The organism is Anaeromyxobacter soli (genome assembly GCF_022808855.1).
Taxonomy (GTDB): Bacteria; Myxococcota; Myxococcia; order Myxococcales; family Anaeromyxobacteraceae; genus Anaeromyxobacter; species Anaeromyxobacter soli.
The window spans coordinates 37,778-55,460 of the sequence record NZ_JAKZLF010000015.1 but is presented as its reverse complement, the minus strand read 5'-3'; the positions used below and the strand labels follow the sequence as shown (position 1 = coordinate 55,460).

Annotated in this window: 16 protein-coding genes; 1 reads left to right on the top strand and 15 read right to left on the bottom strand. The window is 73.7% G+C overall.

Annotated elements, in window-relative coordinates; translation table 11 throughout:
• From murC to MLV88_RS12300, 12 genes are all read right to left on the bottom strand, one after another.
• Nucleotides 1-1,377 carry a UDP-N-acetylmuramate--L-alanine ligase gene (gene murC / locus MLV88_RS12355; RefSeq protein ID WP_242339163.1) on the bottom strand — a complete coding sequence of 459 codons (1,377 nt, stop codon included), beginning with the start codon at nt 1,375-1,377 and terminating at the stop codon, nt 1-3.
• A 19-nt stretch (nt 1,378-1,396) separates the two neighbouring features.
• Nucleotides 1,397-2,545: an undecaprenyldiphospho-muramoylpentapeptide beta-N-acetylglucosaminyltransferase gene (gene murG / locus MLV88_RS12350; RefSeq protein WP_242339160.1), complete on the bottom strand. Its 1,149-nt coding sequence runs from the start codon at nt 2,543-2,545 to the stop codon at nt 1,397-1,399.
• Nucleotides 2,542-3,774, bottom strand: a complete 1,233-nt coding sequence (gene ftsW, locus MLV88_RS12345) for a putative lipid II flippase FtsW (protein ID WP_242339158.1) — start codon at nt 3,772-3,774, stop codon at nt 2,542-2,544. The genes murG and ftsW overlap by 4 nt, the downstream gene beginning before the upstream one ends.
• Complete coding sequence (murD, locus tag MLV88_RS12340; RefSeq protein ID WP_242339155.1) at nt 3,771-5,162, bottom strand: UDP-N-acetylmuramoyl-L-alanine--D-glutamate ligase; 1,392 nt, start codon at nt 5,160-5,162, stop codon at nt 3,771-3,773. Before murD ends, ftsW begins: the two co-directional genes overlap by 4 nt.
• Before the next feature lie 5 nt (nt 5,163-5,167).
• Nucleotides 5,168-6,310, bottom strand: coding sequence for a phospho-N-acetylmuramoyl-pentapeptide-transferase (gene mraY / locus MLV88_RS12335; RefSeq protein ID WP_242339153.1), 1,143 nt, complete (start codon nt 6,308-6,310; stop codon nt 5,168-5,170).
• Nucleotides 6,311-7,696 (bottom strand): UDP-N-acetylmuramoyl-tripeptide--D-alanyl-D-alanine ligase, encoded by a 1,386-nt coding sequence (locus MLV88_RS12330; protein WP_242339151.1) that lies wholly within the window; start codon nt 7,694-7,696, stop codon nt 6,311-6,313. It abuts the gene before it with no gap.
• A gap of 10 nt (nt 7,697-7,706) precedes the next feature.
• The gene (locus MLV88_RS12325; protein ID WP_242339149.1) at nt 7,707-9,200 is read right to left on the bottom strand and encodes a UDP-N-acetylmuramoyl-L-alanyl-D-glutamate--2,6-diaminopimelate ligase; all 1,494 of its coding nucleotides are present in this window, start codon (nt 9,198-9,200) and stop codon (nt 7,707-7,709) included.
• A 175-nt stretch (nt 9,201-9,375) separates the two neighbouring features.
• The gene (locus MLV88_RS12320) at nt 9,376-11,388 is read right to left on the bottom strand and encodes a penicillin-binding protein (protein ID WP_243337610.1); all 2,013 of its coding nucleotides are present in this window, start codon (nt 11,386-11,388) and stop codon (nt 9,376-9,378) included.
• A gap of 4 nt (nt 11,389-11,392) precedes the next feature.
• Nucleotides 11,393-11,902 carry a cell division protein FtsL gene (gene ftsL / locus MLV88_RS12315; RefSeq protein ID WP_242339144.1) on the bottom strand — a complete coding sequence of 170 codons (510 nt, stop codon included), beginning with the start codon at nt 11,900-11,902 and terminating at the stop codon, nt 11,393-11,395.
• Complete coding sequence (rsmH, locus tag MLV88_RS12310; RefSeq protein ID WP_242339141.1) at nt 11,899-12,831, bottom strand: 16S rRNA (cytosine(1402)-N(4))-methyltransferase RsmH; 933 nt, start codon at nt 12,829-12,831, stop codon at nt 11,899-11,901. Before rsmH ends, ftsL begins: the two co-directional genes overlap by 4 nt.
• Complete coding sequence (locus MLV88_RS12305) at nt 12,828-13,130, bottom strand: anti-anti-sigma factor (RefSeq protein WP_242339138.1); 303 nt, start codon at nt 13,128-13,130, stop codon at nt 12,828-12,830. Before MLV88_RS12305 ends, rsmH begins: the two co-directional genes overlap by 4 nt.
• A 20-nt stretch (nt 13,131-13,150) precedes the next feature.
• Nucleotides 13,151-13,588: a division/cell wall cluster transcriptional repressor MraZ gene (locus MLV88_RS12300; RefSeq protein ID WP_242339135.1), complete on the bottom strand. Its 438-nt coding sequence runs from the start codon at nt 13,586-13,588 to the stop codon at nt 13,151-13,153.
• 490 nt (nt 13,589-14,078) lie between these two features.
• Here MLV88_RS12300 and MLV88_RS12295 point away from each other — a divergent pair, with 490 nt between their 5' ends.
• Entirely contained in the window at nt 14,079-14,900 is an 822-nt protein-coding gene (locus MLV88_RS12295) for an SDR family oxidoreductase (protein WP_242339132.1), read from the top strand.
• A 43-nt stretch (nt 14,901-14,943) separates the two neighbouring features.
• Here the strand turns inward: MLV88_RS12295 and MLV88_RS12290 are convergent, their stop codons facing one another.
• From MLV88_RS12290 to MLV88_RS12280, 3 genes are read right to left on the bottom strand one after another with little or no spacing between them, the layout of a single operon-like run.
• Nucleotides 14,944-15,759: an ABC transporter ATP-binding protein gene (locus MLV88_RS12290; RefSeq protein WP_242339130.1), complete on the bottom strand. Its 816-nt coding sequence runs from the start codon at nt 15,757-15,759 to the stop codon at nt 14,944-14,946.
• A complete protein-coding gene (locus MLV88_RS24600) occupies nt 15,759-16,586 on the bottom strand; it encodes an ABC transporter permease (RefSeq protein WP_242339128.1) in 828 nt (275 codons plus the stop codon). Before MLV88_RS24600 ends, MLV88_RS12290 begins: the two co-directional genes overlap by 1 nt.
• On the bottom strand, nt 16,583-17,542 hold the full coding sequence (locus tag MLV88_RS12280) for an ABC transporter substrate-binding protein (RefSeq protein WP_242339126.1): 960 nt from the start codon (nt 17,540-17,542) through the stop codon (nt 16,583-16,585). The genes MLV88_RS24600 and MLV88_RS12280 overlap by 4 nt, the downstream gene beginning before the upstream one ends.
• Between the last annotated feature and the right edge of the window lie 141 nt (nt 17,543-17,683).

Here is a 17,683-nt window from a genome sequence, read left to right as displayed (position 1 = left end):
CTAGCCCTCGAGCAGCCCGAGCAGCTCGGGGCCGACCGCGGTGATGTCGCCCGCGCCGAGGGTGAGGACGATGTCGCCGGGCCGCACCCGCGCGCGCGCCGCGCGGGCGAGCTCGGCGCGGGGCGCGAGCGAGACGTCGCGGTGGCCGCAGGCGCGGATCGCCTCGGCGAGCGCCTCGGAGGTCGCGCCGGGGATGGGCTCCTCGCCGGCGGCGTAGATGTCGGTGAGGACGAGCACGTCCGCGTCGTTGAAGGCGGTCGCGAACTCCGGGAGCAGGTCGCGCGTGCGCGTGTAGCGGTGCGGCTGGAACAGGCACACCACCCGCCGGCGGAAGGCCTCGCGCGCGCCGAGCAGGGTCGCCTTCACCTCCGCCGGGTGGTGGCCGTAGTCGTCGACCACCGTCACGCCGCCCGCCTCCCCGCGCACCGTGAAGCGGCGCTGCACGCCGCCGAACGAGGCGAGCGCCGCGCGGGTGACGTCGGGCGGCACGCCCATCTCGTCGGCGAGCGCCACGACCGCGAGGGCGTTGAGCGCGTTGTGGCGCCCGACGAGCTTCACCTCGAAGCGGCCCAGCGGCTCCTCGCGCCGGAAGGCGTCGAAGCGGACCGCGTGGCCGGAGACCTCGATCGCCTCGGCGCGGTAGTCGGCCTGGTGGCCCTCGCCGTAGGTGACGTAGCGGCTCTCCACCTCGGGCAGGAGCGACTGCACGGTGGGGTGGTCGATGCACAGGATCGCGCGGCCGTAGAACGGGACGCGGTTCACGAAGTCGAGGAAGCCCCGCCGCAGCGCCTCCTCGGTCTTCCAGTGATCGAGGTGCTCCGGGTCGATGTTCGTGACGATCGCGATGGTCGGCGGGATGTGGAGGAACGAGCCGTCCGACTCGTCCGCCTCGACGACCATGTAGTCACCCCGGCCGAGCTTCGCGTTCGAGCCGAAGGTGTTCACCTTGCCGCCCACCACCGCCGTCGGGTCGAGGCCCGCGTGGGCGAGGAGGTGCGCCGCGAGCGAGGTGGTCGTGGTCTTCCCGTGCGAGCCGGCGATGGCCACCCCGTACTTGAGCCGCATGAGCTCGGCGAGCATCTCCGCGCGGGGGATGATCGGGATCTTGCGGCGGCGCGCCTCGACGACCTCCGGGTTGTCCCGGCGGACCGCCGAGGAGGTGACGACCACGTCGACCTGCTCGACGTGCTGCGCCGCGTGGCCCCGCTCGATCCGGCCGCCGAGGCCGGCGAGGCGGCGGGTGATCTCCGACTCCTTCAGGTCGGAGCCGGAGACGGCGTAGCCGAGGTTCAGCAGCACCTCGGCGATGCCGCTCATGCCGATGCCGCCGATGCCGACGAAGTGGATCTTGGCGGGTCTGGAACGGAAGAGGCTCATCGCGTGGGGGTCCGGGCGGTCAGGCGAGGTCGGGTGGGCGGACGGGGCCGTGGCCGGGGGCGCGCTCCTGGCCGGCGGGGGAGCCCCAGCGGCGGCGCACGAGCTCGGCGCACACGTCGCCGATCTCCTTCGCCGCCTGCGGGCTGCCGAGCCGCCCCGCGGCGCGCACCATCCGCTCGCGCCGCTCGGGGTGGGTGAGGACGGAGCGGATCTCCGCGGCGAGCAGCTCGCCGGTGAGGTCGCGCTCCTCGATCATGACCGCCGCGCCCGCGTCCACGAGGCTGCGCGCGTTCAGCACCTGGTGGTTGTCGGCGGCGGCGGGGAAGGGGACCAGGATCGACGGCTTCTTGCAGACGGTGAGCTCGGCGAGCGTGGTCGCGCCGGCGCGGCACACGACGAGGTCGGCCCCGGCGTACGCCGCGCTCATGTCGTGGATGAACTCGCGCACGTCCGGCTCGAACCCGCAGGCGCGGTAGCCCTTCTCGACCTGCTCGCGGTCGCGCGCGCCGGTCTGGTGGGTGACGCGGAGCCCGTCGCGCAGGTCGGCGAGGTGCGGGAGCGCCTCGACGACGCGCATGTTGAGCGCGTGCGCGCCCTGCGATCCGCCGAAGACGAGGAGCCGCAGCCGGTCGTGCTCGACGTCCGGCCGCATGTAGTTCTCCATGAGCTTGCGGCGGATGGGGTTGCCGAGCTGGTACACCTTGCGGCCGGGGAAGTGCCGCGCGGCCTCCGGGAAGGCGGTGAAGACCGCCTCGACGAACCGCCCGAGCACCCGGTTGGTGAACCCGGCGATCGCGTTCTGCTCCTGGACCGCCGTCGGGATCCTGAGCAGCGAGGCCACGAGCACGACGGGCCCGCTCGCGTAGCCGCCCACCCCGATCACCACGTCCGGCCGCCACTTGCGCAGGATCCGGTAGGACTGGAGGAGCGCGCGCGGGATGAGGAGCAGGTTCACGAGGAGCGAGAGGAGCCCCTTGCCCTTCAGCCCCTTCACGTCGATGAGCTCGATCGGGAACCCCGCCGCGGGGACGACCTTCGCCTCGAGCCCGCGCCCGGTGCCGACGAAGACGACGTCGTTCGCGGGGTGGCGCCCGACCACCTCCTCCGCGAGGGCGATGCCGGGGAAGACGTGGCCCCCGGTGCCGCCGCCGGCGATGAGCATCCTCATGGCGTCGTCCCTTCCACACCCGTGTCGAGCCGTGCGTCCCCGGCCGCCCGCGACCGCTCGGCGCTCGGGCGCACGATCACCGCCGAGGGCGCGCGGCGCAAGAACCCGCCGCGCTCGCCGCTCACCGTGAGCAGGACGCCCGCCGCCCCGAGGAGCGTCATGAGCGAGGAGCCGCCGTAGGAGACGAAGGGCAGGGTGAGCCCCTTCGTCGGCAACAGGCCGAACACCACCGCCAGGTTCACGAGCGCCTGCGCGCCGACGAGCGAGGTCACGCCGAGCGCCGCGTAGCAGCCGAACGGCTCGGACGCGTGCAGCGCGGCGCGCACGCCGCGCCAGACCACCACCGCGTACAGCGAGACGAGCAGCAGGATCCCGAGCAGCCCCGTCTCCTCCGCGATCACCGCCGCGATGAAGTCCGTGTGCGCCGCCGGCAGGTAGAAGAGCTTGCCCTTGCCCTGGCCGAGCCCCTGGCCGAGCCAGCCGCCGTGCGCGGTGCCGAGGAGCGACTCCCAGAGCTGGAACCCGGGCCCGTACCGGTAGCGCTCCGGATCGAGGAACGCCATGACGCGCTCGTACCGGTAGGGCGTGGACTTCACGAGGTGCCAGGCGACGGGCAGGGCGAGCAGCCCGGCGCCGAGGAGGTAGGAGACGCGCGCGCCCGCCGCGAAGAGCATCGCGAAGAGGACGAGGAAGAGGATGACCCCCGTCCCCATGTCGCTCTGCCACAGGCAGAGGGCGACGAGCGCGCCCGTCACGAGGAGGTGGGGGAGGAGCCCGATGGAGAAGATCCGGACCTTCTCCTGCTTCCGCGCGAGCGAGCGCGCGAGGTAGAGGACGAGCGCCACCTTCGCCGCCTCGGCGGGCTGGAACTGCAGGGGGCCGAGCGGGATCCAGCGCTGCGCGCCGCCGGCGGTCTTCCCGAGCACCGGGACGAGGAGGAGCGTGAAGAAGGTGACGGCGAGGAGCGGGTAGGCGAGCGCCGAGATCCTCCGGGCGCCGAGGCGGAGCGCGGCCACGAGCAGCCCGACGCCCACCCCGGCCGCGAGGAGCTGCCGCTTCAGGTAGTAGAACTCGTCGTGCCCGAGCCGCGCGCTCTGTGACGCCGGGATCGCGCTCGCCGAGTACACCATCACCGCGCCGAGCGCGGTGAGCGCGAGCAGCGCGCCGAGGAGGAGCCCGTCGATGTGGGCCCCGGCGCGCGGCGCGGACGTGTCCTCGGCTCGACTCATGAGAGCTCCGCGACGTGGCGGCGGAACGCGGCGCCACGCTCCTCGTAGCTGCGGAACTGATCGTAGCTCGCGCAGGCCGGAGAGAGGAGGACCGCGTCCCCCGGACGGGCGAGGGCCGCCGCCCGACGCACCGCGGCCTCGAGCGTGCCGCAGGGCTCGGTGGGGCAGAGATCGCCGAGCTCGCGCTCGACGGCGGGCGCGTCCTCGCCGACGGTGAGGAGCGCCTTCACGCGGCCGGGGAAGAGCGGACGGAGGGGGGCGTACGGCGCTCCCTTGCCGCGGCCGCCCATGACGAGCACGACGCGCGGCGCGCCGGCCGGGAAGGCGGAGAGGCCGACGTAGGTGGAGTCGACGTTGGTCGCCTTCGAGTCGTTCACCCACTCCACCCCGCCCCGCTCGGAGACGAGCTCGAGCCGGTGCGGCAGGCCGGGGAACGCGTCGAGCCCCGCCTGCACCGCGTCGCCCGGCACGCCGAGGAGCCGCGCCGAGAGCACGGCGGCCATCGCGTTCTCGCGGTTGTGCCGTCCGCGGAGCGCCCGGTTGGCCAGGCGGAACCGCTCGGGCGCGCCGCCGCCGCGCCGGACCCACAGCTCGGTCGCGCCGCCCGCCCCCGGCTCGCCGCCCGGATCGCGCGCGCCGTCGGGCGCGGGGGGGCCGAAGCCGAAGGTGTGCAGCGCGGCGCGCGAGCTCTCGGCCATGGCGAGCGCGCGCGGGTCGCGGGCGTTCGCGACGGCGTGGTTGTCCGCCTGCTGGAGCGCGAAGAGCCGCGCCTTCGCGGCGGCGTAGTCGTCCACGTCGCGGTAGCGGTCGAGGTGATCCGGGGTGACGTTCAGGATGGCCGCCACGCGCGGGCGGAGCGAGAGGAGCCCCTCGATCTGGAAGGACGAGAGCTCGAGGACGACCACCTCCGCGCCGCCGCCCTCGAGGACGTGCTCGCAGAGGGGGGTGCCGAGGTTCCCGCCGGTGAACGTCCGCCGGTGGCGCGCGAAGAGGGCGCCGGCGAGCGCGGTCGTCGTGCTCTTCCCGTTCGTCCCGGTGATCGCGACGATCGGCACCGCGGGGAGGAAGCGGGCGGCGAGCTCCGCCTCGCCCCACACGGGCACGCCTGCCGCGCGGGCCGCGCGGAGCTCGGGGATCGCCATGGGGACGCCGGGCGAGACCACGACGAGGTCGGCGTGCTCGAAGTCGGCGGGATCGTGGCCGCCGAGCGCGCGGCGCACGCTCGCGCCGGCGAGCGCGGCGAGCGGGGCGGAGAGGTGCTCCTCGCCGCGCCGGTCGGTGACGGTGACGCGCGCGCCCTCGCGCGCGCAGAGGCGCGCCGCCGCCACGCCGCTCTTGGCGAGGCCGACGACGGTGACGCGCTTGCCCTTCAGATCGGGGGTGCTCAAGGCCGCTACCTCAGCTTGAGCGACATGAGCGCCACGAGGGCGAGCATGATCGACATGATCCAGAAGCGCACGATGATCTTCGGCTCCGCCCAGCCCTTGAGCTCGTAGTGGTGGTGGATGGGCGCCATGCGGAAGATGCGCTTGCCGGTGGTCCGGAAGGACCAGACCTGCAGGATGACGCTGACCGTCTCGGCGAGGAACACGCCGTGGAGGATCGCGCTCGCCACCTCGTTCTTGGTGAGCACGGCGAGCATGCCGAGGCCGCCGCCGAGCGCCAGCGAGCCGACGTCGCCCATGAACACCGACGCAGGGTACGTGTTGTACCAGAGGAAGGCGATGCTGGCGCCGAAGATGGCCGAGCAGAAGACGCCCAGCTCCTCGGCCCCCGGGATGTACGCGATGCGCAGGTACTCGGCGAGGCTGAAGCCCGCGATGGTCGCGCCCGCGACGTACGAGAGCGCGAGGAACGTCATCGACGAGACGATCGTCGGGCCGATGGCCAGGCCGTCGAGGCCGTCGGTGAGGTTCACCGCGTTCGACGTGGCGACCACGACGAAGATCATGAACGGCAGGTAGAGCGCGCCGAGCGACGGCGCGAAGAGGTGCGTCGGCACGAACGGCAGCGTGAGGTGCAGGTCGACGAGGCTGCCCACCGTGACGAACGGGAACCCGTCCACCCGGCGGAGCTGCCCGTCGGTGAGGAACCCGTAGTAGACGACGAGCACCACGAGCACCTGGAGGAGGAGCTTCTTCTTCCCGGCGAGCCCCTTCGAGTTCTTCTTGGAGATCTTGAGCCAGTCGTCCCAGAAGCCGATGGCGCCGTAGCCGAGCGTCACGAGGAGCGCCGCCCAGACGAGCCGGTTCGCGAGGTCGGCGAAGAGCAGCGTCGACACGGTGACGGCGAAGAGGATGAGCGCGCCGCCCATCGACGGCGTGCCGGCCTTCTTCTTGTGCCGCTCCGGCGTGTCCTCGCGGACGTTCGTGTGCCCGTACTGGAGCACGCGCATCCGCTCGATGAACAGCGGCCCGAAGAGGAGCCCGATGAGGAGCGCGACGAGGCCCGCCGCCACGATGCGGAACGACGGGTAGCGCAGGACGTTGAAGAGCCCGAACTGCCCGGAGAGCGGGTAGAGGAGGTGGTAGAGCATCTAGCGGAGGGCCTCGACGAGCCGCTCGAGCTTCATGCCGCGGCTGCCCTTGACGAGGAGGACGTCGTTCGACGGCGCGATCGCGGCCCGGGCCCAGCGGACGAGCGCGTCCATGTCGTCGGTGTGGAAGGTCTCGAGGCCGGCGGCGCGCGCCGCCTCGGCGGTGGCGCGGGCCCTCGGCCCGAACGCGGCGAGGAGGGAGACGCCCGCGCGGGCGGCCTCCGCGCCGAGGGCGCGGTGGGCCTCCTCCTCGAACGCGCCGAGCTCGAGCATGTCGCCGAGCACCGCCACCGGCCGGGCGTCGGGCCGCGCGAGATCGACGAGCGTGCGGAGCGCCGCGGACATCGAGGAGGGGTTCGCGTTGTAGCAGTCGTCGACGAGCCGGAGGCCCGAGGCGAGCCGGTCGAGGCGCAGGCGGCGCCCCACCGGGCGGACCGCCGCGAGCCCCTGCGCGATCTCGCGATCGCTGCAGCCGAGGGCGACGCCGGTCGCCGCGGCCGCCGCCGCGTTCGCGGCGTTGTGCGCGCCCACCAGCGCCGGGATGTGCACCTCCACCTCGCGGTTGCCGATGCCGAGCACGAAGCGGAGCCCGTCGTCCCCCTGCGAGGCGATCTCGAGCACGACGACGTCGCCGCGCCGGCCCGCCGCCGCGGCGAAGGTGAGCATCCGGTGGCCGCTCGCCTGGGCGCGCCGCAGCATGCGGGGATCGTCCGCGTTGGCGATGACGATGCCGGTCTCCGGCAGCCCCCGGTACAGCTCGGCCTTCGCGTCGGCGACCGCGTCCAGGGTGCCGAGCCCCTCGAGGTGGGCGGGCGCGGCGAGCGTCACGACCCCCACGTACGGCTCGGCGATGGCGGCGAGGCGCGTGATCTCCCCGGGGTGGCTCATCCCCATCTCGACGACTGCCGAGCGGTGCTCCGGCCCGAGGCCGAGGAGCGTCAGCGGGACGCCCACCTCGTTGTTGAGGTTGCCCTCGGTCTTCAGGGCGGGGCCGCGCGTCGCCAGGATCGCCGCGATCATCTCGCGGGTCGTGGTCTTGCCGTTCGAGCCGGTGACGCCGACGACGGGGATCTGGAACCGGCGGCGGTGGTGGCGCGCGATGGCGCCGAGCGCGGGGAGGGTGTCCGGGACCGAGAGGAGCGGCAGCGGCGCCCCGGCCGGCGCGCGGCCGTCGGCCACGACCGCGGCGACGGCGCCCTTCGCGGCCGCCTCGGCGAGGTAGGCGTGCGCGTCGAAGCGCTCGCCCACGAGGGCGACGAACAGCGCGCCCGGCGCGAGCGTGCGGGTGTCGGTCGAGACGCCGGCGACCTCCGCGGGCGGGGCGCCGATCCAGCGCCCGCCGGTCGCGGCGGCGAGCTCGTCGGAGGAGAAGTGGGGGACGGTCATTGCGTCGCCATCATGCGGTGCGGAGGGCCCTCTGGGCCTCCTCGCGGTCGGAGAAGGGGTGCTTCGTCGTGCCGACGATCTGGTAGTCCTCGTGCCCCTTGCCGGCGATGAGCACGGCGTCGCCCGCGCGCGCGAGGGACAGGGCGAGCGCGATCGCCGCGCGGCGCTCCGGCTCGACGAGGAAGCCGCGCCCGCCGCCCTGCGCCGCCGCGGTCGTGAGCCGCGGCGCGCCCGCCCGCTCGAGGCCGGGCAGCACGTCCGAGATGATCGCGTCCGGCGCCTCGGTGCGCGGGTTGTCGCTCGTGACGACGACGAGATCGGCCCCGCGGGCGGCGACCTCGCCCATGAGCGGGCGCTTGCCGCGATCGCGGTCGCCGCCGCAGCCGAAGACGCAGAGGAGCCGGCGGGGTCCGGTGGCGCGGAGCGCCTCGAGGGCGCGCGCGAGCGCGTCGTCGGTGTGGGCGTAGTCCACGAACGCCGAGATGCCGCGGCCGTCGATCCGCTCGAGCCGTCCGGGGGCGCCGGGGGAGGCGGAGAGCCCGCGCGCGATCGCCTCCGGCGGGATGCCGAGGGCGAGCGCGAGCCCGGCCGCGCAGAGGAGGTTCTCGAGGTTGTGCGCGCCGACGAGCGGGGAGCGGATCGCGATCTCCCCCTTCGGCGTCACGAAGGTCGCCGCGATGCCGGCGAGCCCCAGGGCGACGCCCTCGGCGCGGAGGGCGTCCTCGGCGCGGGTGCCGTAGCGCCAGACGCGACGCCCGGGGCCGAGCTGGTCTGCGAGCCGGGCGCCGTACGGATCGCGCGCGTTCACCACGGCCACGCCGTCGGGTGCGAGGTGCTCCGTGAAGAGCCGGCGCTTGGCGGCGAAGTACGCCTCCATGTCGCCGTGGTAGTCGAGGTGATCGCGGGTGAGGTTCGTGAAGCCGGCGGCGGCGAAGCGCATGCCGGCGACCCGCTCCTGCGCGAGCGCGTGCGAGGAGACCTCGAGCACCACCGCCCGCGCGCCGGCGTCGCGCATCTCCGCGAGCACCGCCTGGATGGCCGTCGACTCGGGGGTCGTGTGCGTCGCCGTCCGCTCGACGCCGGGGAAGCGCTGCGTGACGGTGCCGAGCAGGCCGATGGGCAGGTCCGCCGCGCGCGCGCAGGCCTCGACGAGGTAGGTGATCGTCGTCTTGCCGTTCGTGCCGGTGACGCCCGCCACGCGGAGCGCGTCGGCGGGCCGGCCGTGGAAGTTCGCGGCGGCGATGGCCATCGCGCGGCGCGACGACGGGGCGAGGAGGAGCGTGGCCGGAGCGCACGCGATCTTCCGCTCGGCGACGACGGCCACCGCCCCGCGTTCCGCCGCCTGCGCGGCGAAGTCGTGGCCGTCGTGCACCGCCCCGGGGAGGGCGAAGAACACCGCGCCCGGGACGACCTCGCGAGAGTCCCCCGTGACGCGGGCGATCTCGGGATCGCCAGCCACCTCGCCTCGCGCGCCCGTTCCCTGGATGACTGCCGAGAGCTTCATCTCACCACACCGGAATGCAAGCCGCCCTCCGGAATCTCTTCCCCTGTGCGCTCGCCCGGTTACGCGCCGGCGTGTCACCTGGGACACGCGCCACGGCGCGGCGCGGCACATCTTACAGCAACGGGCTCCGGCGCTAGTGCCCGCCCGCAAGGCTTCCGGCCATGTGGGCGCCAGGTCACCCGGTCGGCGCGAGCCGCATCCGCACCCGGGTCCCGCGCTCGACCACCTTCCCCGCCGCCGGCCACTGCTGCACGACCCTGCCGGAGCCGTCTACCTCGGCGGCGAGGTCCGCCTGCTCGAGCGACCGGATCGCCGAGCGAGCGGGCAGGCCGGCGAGCGAGGGCACGGCCACGCTCGCGCCGTCCACGGGGGCGGCCGCGCGCGCCGCCAGCTCGACGGGGGGCGGCCCCTCCGGCTCCTCCTCGACGGGAGGCGCCGCCGCGAGCGCGAGCCGCTCGGCCTCCGGTCCGCTCGCGGGCACGCCCATGAGCCGCATGGCGTCCTCCACGATCTCGCGGAACGCGGGCGCCGCGACCTCGCCGCCGTGCACGTCGCCCTTCGGCTCGTCGAGGAACACGCCCACCACCACGCGCGGCGCCTCGGCGGGAGCGAACCCGACGAAGGAGCTGAAGTGCCGGTCCGAGGCGTAGCCGCCGGAGACCGGATCGACCTTGCGCGCGGTGCCGGTCTTGCCGGCGACGCGCCACCCGGCGAGCCGCGCGCGCTTCCCGGTCCCCTTCGGATCCTCCACCACCCCCACGAGGAAGCGCGTCATCGTCTCCGCGACGTCCGGCGGCACGGCCTGCCGGACCACCTCCGGCGACGCCGCCTGGAGCACCTCGCCCGTCGCCGGATCGACGACCCGGCGCACGGCGATGGGGCGCATGAGCTTGCCGCCGTTCGCGATGGCCGCCATGCCGGCGGTGATCTGGAGGGCGTTCGCCGTCAGGCCGTGGCCGAAGCTCTGGGTCGCGAGGGCGACCTCGGAGCGCGGCGGCGGGAGCTGGCCGCGGATCTCGCCGGGGAGCCCGACGCCGGTTCGCTCGCCCAGCCCGAACGCGGCGAGCGACTCGTGGAGCCCCGCGCGCCCCAGGCGCGCGCCGATCTTGGCGGCGCCGATGTTCGAGCTCACCGCCAGGATCTTCGACGCGCCCGCCCAGCCGAGCGCCTCGTGATCGTGGATGACGTGGGCCCCGATGGCGTAGCGGCCGTTGCCGCAGTCGATGGGGTCGAGCGGGTGGAGCGCGCCGCGCGCGAGGGCGCCGGCGATGGTGAAGGTCTTCACCGTCGAGCCGGGCTCGAAGGAGTCGGTGACGACGCGATTGCGGAGCTCCGCGCCGCGCTTGGGCGCGTTCGGGTTGGAGGGGGGATAGCTCGCCATGGCGAGCACCTCGCCCGTGCGCGGGTCCATGGCGACCGCCATGCCGGAGAGCGCCTGCGAGCGCCTCACCGCCGCGCCGAGCGAACGCTCCGCGGAGAGCTGGATGCCCTGGTCGAGCGTGAGCTCGACGCGCGCGCCCTCGCGGGCCTGCCCGGCGGTGGGCGCCTGGGCGAGGACGGTCTTGCCGGCGCCGTCGCGCAGGGACGGCACCTTCGCGGGCTCGCCGCGCAGCACCTCGTCGAGCCCGAGCTCAACCCCCTCGAGCCCCTCGCCGTCGTCGCCGACGAGGCCGAGGACCTGGCTCGCGAGCTCGAGCTTCGGGTAGTAGCGGCGCGTCTCCGGGACGAGCGCGACCCCGCGCACGCGGCTCGCCTTCAGGATCGCCTCGACCTGCGCGGCCTGCGACGGCGAGATCCGCCGCGCGATCCAGACGAAGCGGCTGCCCTGGGCGAGCTTCCTGCGGACGGCGCCCGGGTCGAGCTTCAGCGCCTGGCAGACCTTCCGGAGCGCCTCGCCGCGGCCGTCCTCCTTCTCGAGGACCACGGGATCGGCGAACACCGAGCGCGCGTCGGCGCTGCCCGCGAGGAGCACGCCGGAGCGGTCGGTGATGACGCCGCGCCGCGGCTTCAGCACGAGCTGGCGCCGGTACTGGTCGACCATCTCCTCGACGAGCGCGTCCCGGCGCAGCACCTGGAGCTGGAACGCGCGGCCGGCGACGATCGCGAAGCCGGCGGCCAAGAGGGCGGCCAGAGCGCCGATCCGGACGGCGATCCAGCGGGTCGCGCGCGGATCGGGCCCCGTGCGCAACGCGCTACCTCTCGCGCGGCACGGAGCGGCCCGCCCGCAGCGGGCCCCGGAGCGCGACGCGCTCGGAGTCCGCCGCGGGCCCCGCCGCCGCCCGCCCAGCCTTCGTGGAGAGGGATGGCTCCGCCGGCCCGGATCGGTGATCCACACCGTCCACGCCCGCCCCGCCCGCGCCCGCCGAAGCGGGGCGCGGGCCTGCCGCCCACACCGGACCGGAGTCCGGCGGAGCCATGCCCAGCTTGTTCCGAGCGAACTCCTCGAGCGCGCGCGGCGCGCGGAGGGTCTCCACCTCGATGCGGAGGCGGTCGTGCTCGGAGGTGAGCTTCGTGTGCTCGGCCTGCAGCGCGCCGAGCCGGTATCCCGCCGCGACCACGCGCGTGCGGGACCAGATGTGGAAGACGCCGAGGACCACGACGAGGAGCGCCGCCGTCGCCGCCCGGGCGACGGGCAGGGCGCTCGCGCGCGCCGCGGCGCGGGGAGGGGCCGCCGGGCGGCCGCGTGCGGGGGCGCGCCTCACCGGAGCTTCTCCACGGCGCGCAGCTTCGCGCTCCTGGCGCGGGCGTTCCCCAGGACCTCGTCGTCGGACGGTACGATCGCCTTGCGCGTCACCGCCGCGAACGCCGCGCGCGCGCCGCAGGCGCACACGGGCAGGTCGGGCGGGCAGGTGCAGGCCTGGGTGAGCGCGCGGAAGCGCTCCTTCACCATCCGGTCCTCGAGCGAGTGGAAGGAGATCGCCGCGGCCCGGCCGCCGACGTTCAGCATGGCGGGGAGCCCGTCGAGCCACGCCGCGAGGGCGCCGAGCTCGTCGTTCACCGCGATGCGGAGCGCCTGGAACGTGCGGGTCGCCGGGTGGATGCGCCGCGGCCATGCCTTGCGGGGGATCGCCTTCGCGACGATCTCGGCGAGGCGCCCGGTGTCGAGCCGCTCGTCGGACTCCACGGCGCGCTTCACCGCGCGCGCGATGGGGCGGGCGAACGGCTCCTCGCCGTACTCGCGGAGGATGCGCGCGAGCTCGCGCTCGTCGATGCGCCGGAGCAGGTCCTCGAGGCGCTCGCCCTCCTCGCCCATGCGCATGTCGAGCGGGCCGGGGCGCGAGAACGAGAAGCCTCGCTCCGCCTGGTCGAGCTGGGGGGAGGAGACGCCGAGGTCCACGAGCGCGCCGTCGACGCCGGCCAGGCCCAGCGCGGAGAGCACGTTCTTCGCGTCGCGGAAGTCGGCGCGCACCGCCCGGAACGCCTCGCCCCAGCGCGCGAGGCGCGCGGTGGCGGCCGCGAGGGCGCGCGGGTCCTTGTCGAGGCCGATCACGCGCGCACCCCGCTCGAGCAGGAGCTCCGAGTGGCCGCCGCCGCCGAGCGTCCCGTCGAGCAGGAGCTTGCCCGGCTCGGGGCGCAGGATCTCGACGATCTCTCTCGGAAGTACCGAAGCATGGACGAATTCCCCGCTCACGCCGCCCGGAAGGCCGCCTCCACGTCCTCGAACAGCTCGAGGTGCCCGCCCGCGCCGCCGGCGTGGACGAGATCACGGACGTAACGGCTCGCCCCCGCCGCGCGCAGCCCGGGGATCGCCTTGAGGAGCGCCGCGCCCGCGTAGTGGAGGTGCGTCACGTTCTTGAGGTCGATGACCACGCGGCGCCCGTCGTCGCGGGCGCGCCGCGCGATCGCGGCGATCGCCGACAGCTCGTCCTTCGTGAGCTCGTCCACGCCGCGGATGATCGTCACGTCGTCCTGGTGTCTCGCCTCGAACATCGCCCGTCTCCCTTCGCCCGCTAGACCTTCCCGAAGAAGTCGACCACCTGGTCGCTCGGGATCTCCTCAGCCACCTGCTGCTCGTACGCGGCCTTGTCGTAGAGGTGGATGGTCCGGCCCATCCCCACCCAGACGACGTCCTTCGCGAGCCCCGCCCACTCGCGGAGCGCCGGCGGGACGAGGACGCGGCCGTTCGCGTCGAGGTCCACCTCGTGCGCGGAGGACACGAACTTGAGGACGCTCCGCTGCGTCCTGGCGTCGAGCGGGGAGGCGTCCATCACCTTCTTCACGAGCTCGTTCCAGACGGACTGCGGGAGCGCCTGCACCGCGCGCCAGTGCGGGTACTGCATGAGCACGATCCGCGGCTCGCCCGCCGCGGCCAGCGCCTCGCGGAACTTCACCGGGAGGCTCGTTCGCCCCTTCGCGTCGATCGCGTGGTTGAAGGTTCCGAAGAACACGGGCTGGCCGATCCTGCCGCTCTGATCCGCTGCTTGCCACTTTTTCCCACTGAATGGTCCCGATCTACGGACAACGGCCGTCGAAGTCAACGGGCGCCCGGATCGGCCGTTTCACGGGCTGGCAATGCGTTCAGCGCGCGATCGCGGCCGGTTGGTGTAGGTGTTAGCGCACACGCGACCGGCAGGCGCTCGGGTCCCGTGGGGTCGCACGAAGGCTTGCTCGGGAGGCTGGCTGCCCGGGAGTGGGAGGGCGGCGCGAGGGGCTCGGGAGGGGCCGATCTGGATCACCCGGGAGGCTCGAGCGGGGGTCGCCGGCGGCTCGTCAGGGTCGGATCGGGGGTCGAAGTCGGGGTTGGGGGTCGAGGTCGGCGGTCGCAGCCGCCAGTCGAGGTCGGGATCGGGATCGGGAATCGTCCCCGCCCCGTCCGTCCCATTGCTCCCCGCCGGGTCCCTCCGTCATCCTGCCCGACCAACCCAGCGCGAGGTCTCCATGCCTTCACTCAAAGGGAAGACGCTCTTCATCACCGGCGCGAGCCGGGGCATCGGCAAGGCGATCGGGATCGCCGCCGGGCGCGAGGGCGCGAACGTGATCGTCGCCGCGAAGTCGAGCGTCCCGAACCCGAAGCTGCCGGGGACCATCCAGGGGACCGCAAAGGAGATCGAGGCGGCCGGCGGCAAGGCGCTCGCGGTCCACTGCGACGTGCGCGACGAGGCGGAGATCGCGGCGGCGGTGAAGGCCGCGCAGGAGCGGTTCGGGGGGATCGACGTGCTCGTGAACAACGCGAGCGCGATCTTCCTCGCCGGCACGGTCGAGACGCCGATGAAGCGCTACGACCTCATGCACCAGGTGAACGCGCGCGGGACCTTCGCCTGCTCCCAGGCGTGCATCCCGCTGCTCGAGAAGAGCGCGAACCCGCACATCCTGAACCTCTCGCCGCCGCTGTCCCTGAACCCGCGCTGGTTCGCGCCGCACGTCGCCTACACGATGGCGAAGTACGGCATGAGCCTGTGCGTGCTCGGCATGGCGGAGGAGCTGCGCGAGAAGGGGATCGCCGTGAACGCGCTCTGGCCGCGCACCGTCATCGCGACCGCGGCGCTGAACCTGCTCGGCGGCGAGGACACCGCGCGCCACGGCCGCACGCCCGAGATCGTCGCCGACGCGGCGATCGCGATCCTGAAGCGCGAGAGCCGGAGCTGCACCGGCAACTTCTTCATCGACGAGGACGTGCTCCGCGAGGACGGCGTGACCGACCTCGGCAAGTACGCGGTCGAGCCGGGGCAAGAGCTGATGCCGGACCTCTTCCTGGATTGATCGGCGACCGGGCGCCGTCGCCGCCCGGCGGGCTCGGCCCGGCTCAGTCCGCCGTCGCCCCGCCCACCTCGGCCTGCGCGTGCCGCGCCTGCTCCTCCATCACCATCTGCGAGATCTCGCGCTTCAGCGCGTTGAACTCCGGCGCGGCGGGATCGCGGGGGCGGGGGAGCGTCACCGGGACGATCCGCTTCACCGTGCCGGGGCGGTAGGTCATCACCACCACCCGGTCGGCGAGGTAGATCGACTCCTCGATCCCGTGCGTCACGAAGACGATGGTCTTGCGGAGCTTCGCCCAGATGCGCAGCAGCTCGTCCTGGAGGTTCCGGCGGGTGAGCGCGTCGAGCGCGCCGAACGGCTCGTCCATGAGGAGCATGGGCGAGTCGATGGCGAGCACGCGGGCGATGGCGACGCGCTGGCGCATGCCGCCGGAGAGGTCCTTCGGGAAGCGGTCGCGGAACTCGCGCAGGTTGAGCATGCCGAGGAGCGCGTCCACCCGCTCGCGCCGCTCGCGCGCCGGCACCCTCGCCATCTCGAGCCCGAAGGCCACGTTCTTCTCGACCGTCATCCAGGGGAAGAGCGCGTACTCCTGGAACACCATCGCCCGGTCCGGGCCCGGGGCGGTGACGGCCCGGCCGTTCGCGACGATGGTCCCGGAGGTCGGCGGCGAGAAGCCGGCGATGGCGTTCAGGAGGGTGGACTTCCCGCAGCCGGACGGGCCGAGGAGGCAGACGAGCTCACCCGGCTCCACGTCGAGGTCGATGCCGTCGAGGGCCACGACCTCGCCCTCGGATCCGCTGAAGACCTTGCGGACTCCGCGCACCTGGATGGCGGGCGCGGCGCCCGCGACGGACGCGGCCATCACCCCTCCACCCCCCGGTGCCAGCGCAGCAGCCACGCGTTGAGGCTGTTCATGCCGACGTCGATGCCGAGGCCCGCGAGCCCGATGCTGATCATCCCCGCGATCACCTTGTCGGACCAGAAGTACTCGCGCGCCTCGAGGATGCGGTACCCGAGGCCGGAGTTCACCGCGATCATCTCCGCGACGATCACCACGATGAAGGCGACGCCGAACCCGATGCGGACGCCGGCGAGGATGTACGGCATCGCCGCCGGCACCATGACGCGCCAGAACAGCGTCCACTCCGAGGCGCCGAGGTTCCGCGCGGCGCGCACGTAGATGGCGTCCACGTTCCGGACCCCGGCGATGGTGTTCATGAGGATGGGGAAGAAGGCGCCGAGCGAGATGAGGAAGAAGGCGGGCGGGTTGCCGAGGCCGAACCAGAGGATCGCGAGCGGGATGTAGGCGATGGGCGGGATCGGCCGGAGGATCTGCACGAGCGGGTTCATGAGCTCGTACACGATGGGCTTCGCGCCCATGAGCAGGCCGAGCGGGAGCGCCAGCACGGCGCCCACGGCGAACCCGCCCGCGACTCGGATGAGGCTCGCGAGCGCGTCGTGCGGCAGCTCGCCGGAGAAGAGCCAGCGGAGCCGGCTCCCCTCCGCCGGGTCGTAGGGCGCGAGCGGGCGGGCGTAGTCGATCCAGCGGACGAGCACCTGCGACGGCGCGGGGAGGATGATGGGCGAGACCCAGCCCGCGCGCGAGATGCCCTCCCACGCGACGAGCACGATCGCGGGGACGAGGAGCTGGCGCGCGAGCCGGGCCGCGTGGGAGCGGGCGGTCTTCACTTTTCGGACTTGGCCTTCGCCTTCTGGAGCAGATCGAGCTTCACCCAGTCCTTCGCGCTCGGCGGGCGCTGCAGCTTGCCGACCCCGTACTTCACCATCAGGTCGGTCGTCGTCTGCACGTGCTCCACCGTGATGTCGTGCGTGAAGGGCGAGTTCGCGATCGCGTCCTTGTAGTCCTGGCTCGTGATCTGCCCCTTGAACATCTGCTCCACGACGTACTTCTCGGCGAGCTTGGGATCGGCGAGGAACTTGTTCGTCGCGTCCACGAAGCAATCGAGCACGCGCTGCGCGACGTCCGGCTTCTCCTTGTAGAGCTTCTCGGTCATCACGAGCGCGCGCACCGGCTCGCCGAGCGGCGTGTCGTACGGCTTCAGGAGCTCGCGCCCGAACCCCTTGTTGATGGCCTGCGACGACTGCGGCTCGGACTGGCACATGGCGTCGATCTGCTTCTGCATGAGCGCCTGGTTCAGGTCGGCGAACGGCAGGTAGACGAGCTGGACGTCCTTGCCCGGGCGGTCGGACCACGTGAGCCCGTGCTTCGAGAGCTCGGCGAGGAGCAGGAGCTCCTGCGCCCCGCCGCGCGCGACGCCGACCTTCTTGCCCTTCAGATCGGCCACGGACTTGATGGGCGCGTCGGTCGCGGCGACGAGCCTGGCGCCGCCCTTCGCGAAGCCGGCGACGATGTAGATCTGGCCGCCGCCGGCTCGGTTCGCGATGGCGGCGTCCGCGGCGCTCGCGGCGAGGTCCACCTCGCCCTTCACGATGGCGGGGAAGATGTCGATGCCCTTCGGAAAGACGATCTCCTCGACCTTGAGGCCGAACTTCCCGCAGTGATCCTTCATGTACGAGACCGCGCCGTAGTGCGCGAACTTGAGGTTGCCGAGGCGGACGACGTCCTCCGCGCGGGCTGACCCGGCGAGGGCGAGCGCGAGCGCGGCGAGGGCGAGACGGGGCATGGGGGATTCCTCCGGTGGGCGTATCGGGCGCAGCTCCGCAGGCACCGACGTGGGGCGTACATGCTGGCTTACGCCGCGAGCGAGGCCCTCGCCGGTCCCCCATGGGGCGCCCGGGCGGGCGGCGGCTCCGCGCCGGGCACG

Coding starts and splice junctions, on each gene's coding strand:
- MLV88_RS12325 (WP_242339149.1), bottom strand. CDS start 9,200: ATGAAGCTCTCGGCAGTCATCCAGGGAACGGGCGCGCGAGGCGAGGTG.
- mraY (WP_242339153.1), bottom strand. CDS start 6,310: ATGCTCTACCACCTCCTCTACCCGCTCTCCGGGCAGTTCGGGCTCTTC.
- MLV88_RS12295 (WP_242339132.1), top strand. CDS start 14,079: ATGCCTTCACTCAAAGGGAAGACGCTCTTCATCACCGGCGCGAGCCGG.
- murC (WP_242339163.1), bottom strand. CDS start 1,377: ATGAGCCTCTTCCGTTCCAGACCCGCCAAGATCCACTTCGTCGGCATC.
- MLV88_RS12330 (WP_242339151.1), bottom strand. CDS start 7,696: ATGACCGTCCCCCACTTCTCCTCCGACGAGCTCGCCGCCGCGACCGGC.
- MLV88_RS12305 (WP_242339138.1), bottom strand. CDS start 13,130: ATGTTCGAGGCGAGACACCAGGACGACGTGACGATCATCCGCGGCGTG.
- murG (WP_242339160.1), bottom strand. CDS start 2,545: ATGAGGATGCTCATCGCCGGCGGCGGCACCGGGGGCCACGTCTTCCCC.
- MLV88_RS12290 (WP_242339130.1), bottom strand. CDS start 15,759: ATGGCCGCGTCCGTCGCGGGCGCCGCGCCCGCCATCCAGGTGCGCGGA.
- ftsW (WP_242339158.1), bottom strand. CDS start 3,774: ATGAGTCGAGCCGAGGACACGTCCGCGCCGCGCGCCGGGGCCCACATC.
- MLV88_RS12280 (WP_242339126.1), bottom strand. CDS start 17,542: ATGCCCCGTCTCGCCCTCGCCGCGCTCGCGCTCGCCCTCGCCGGGTCA.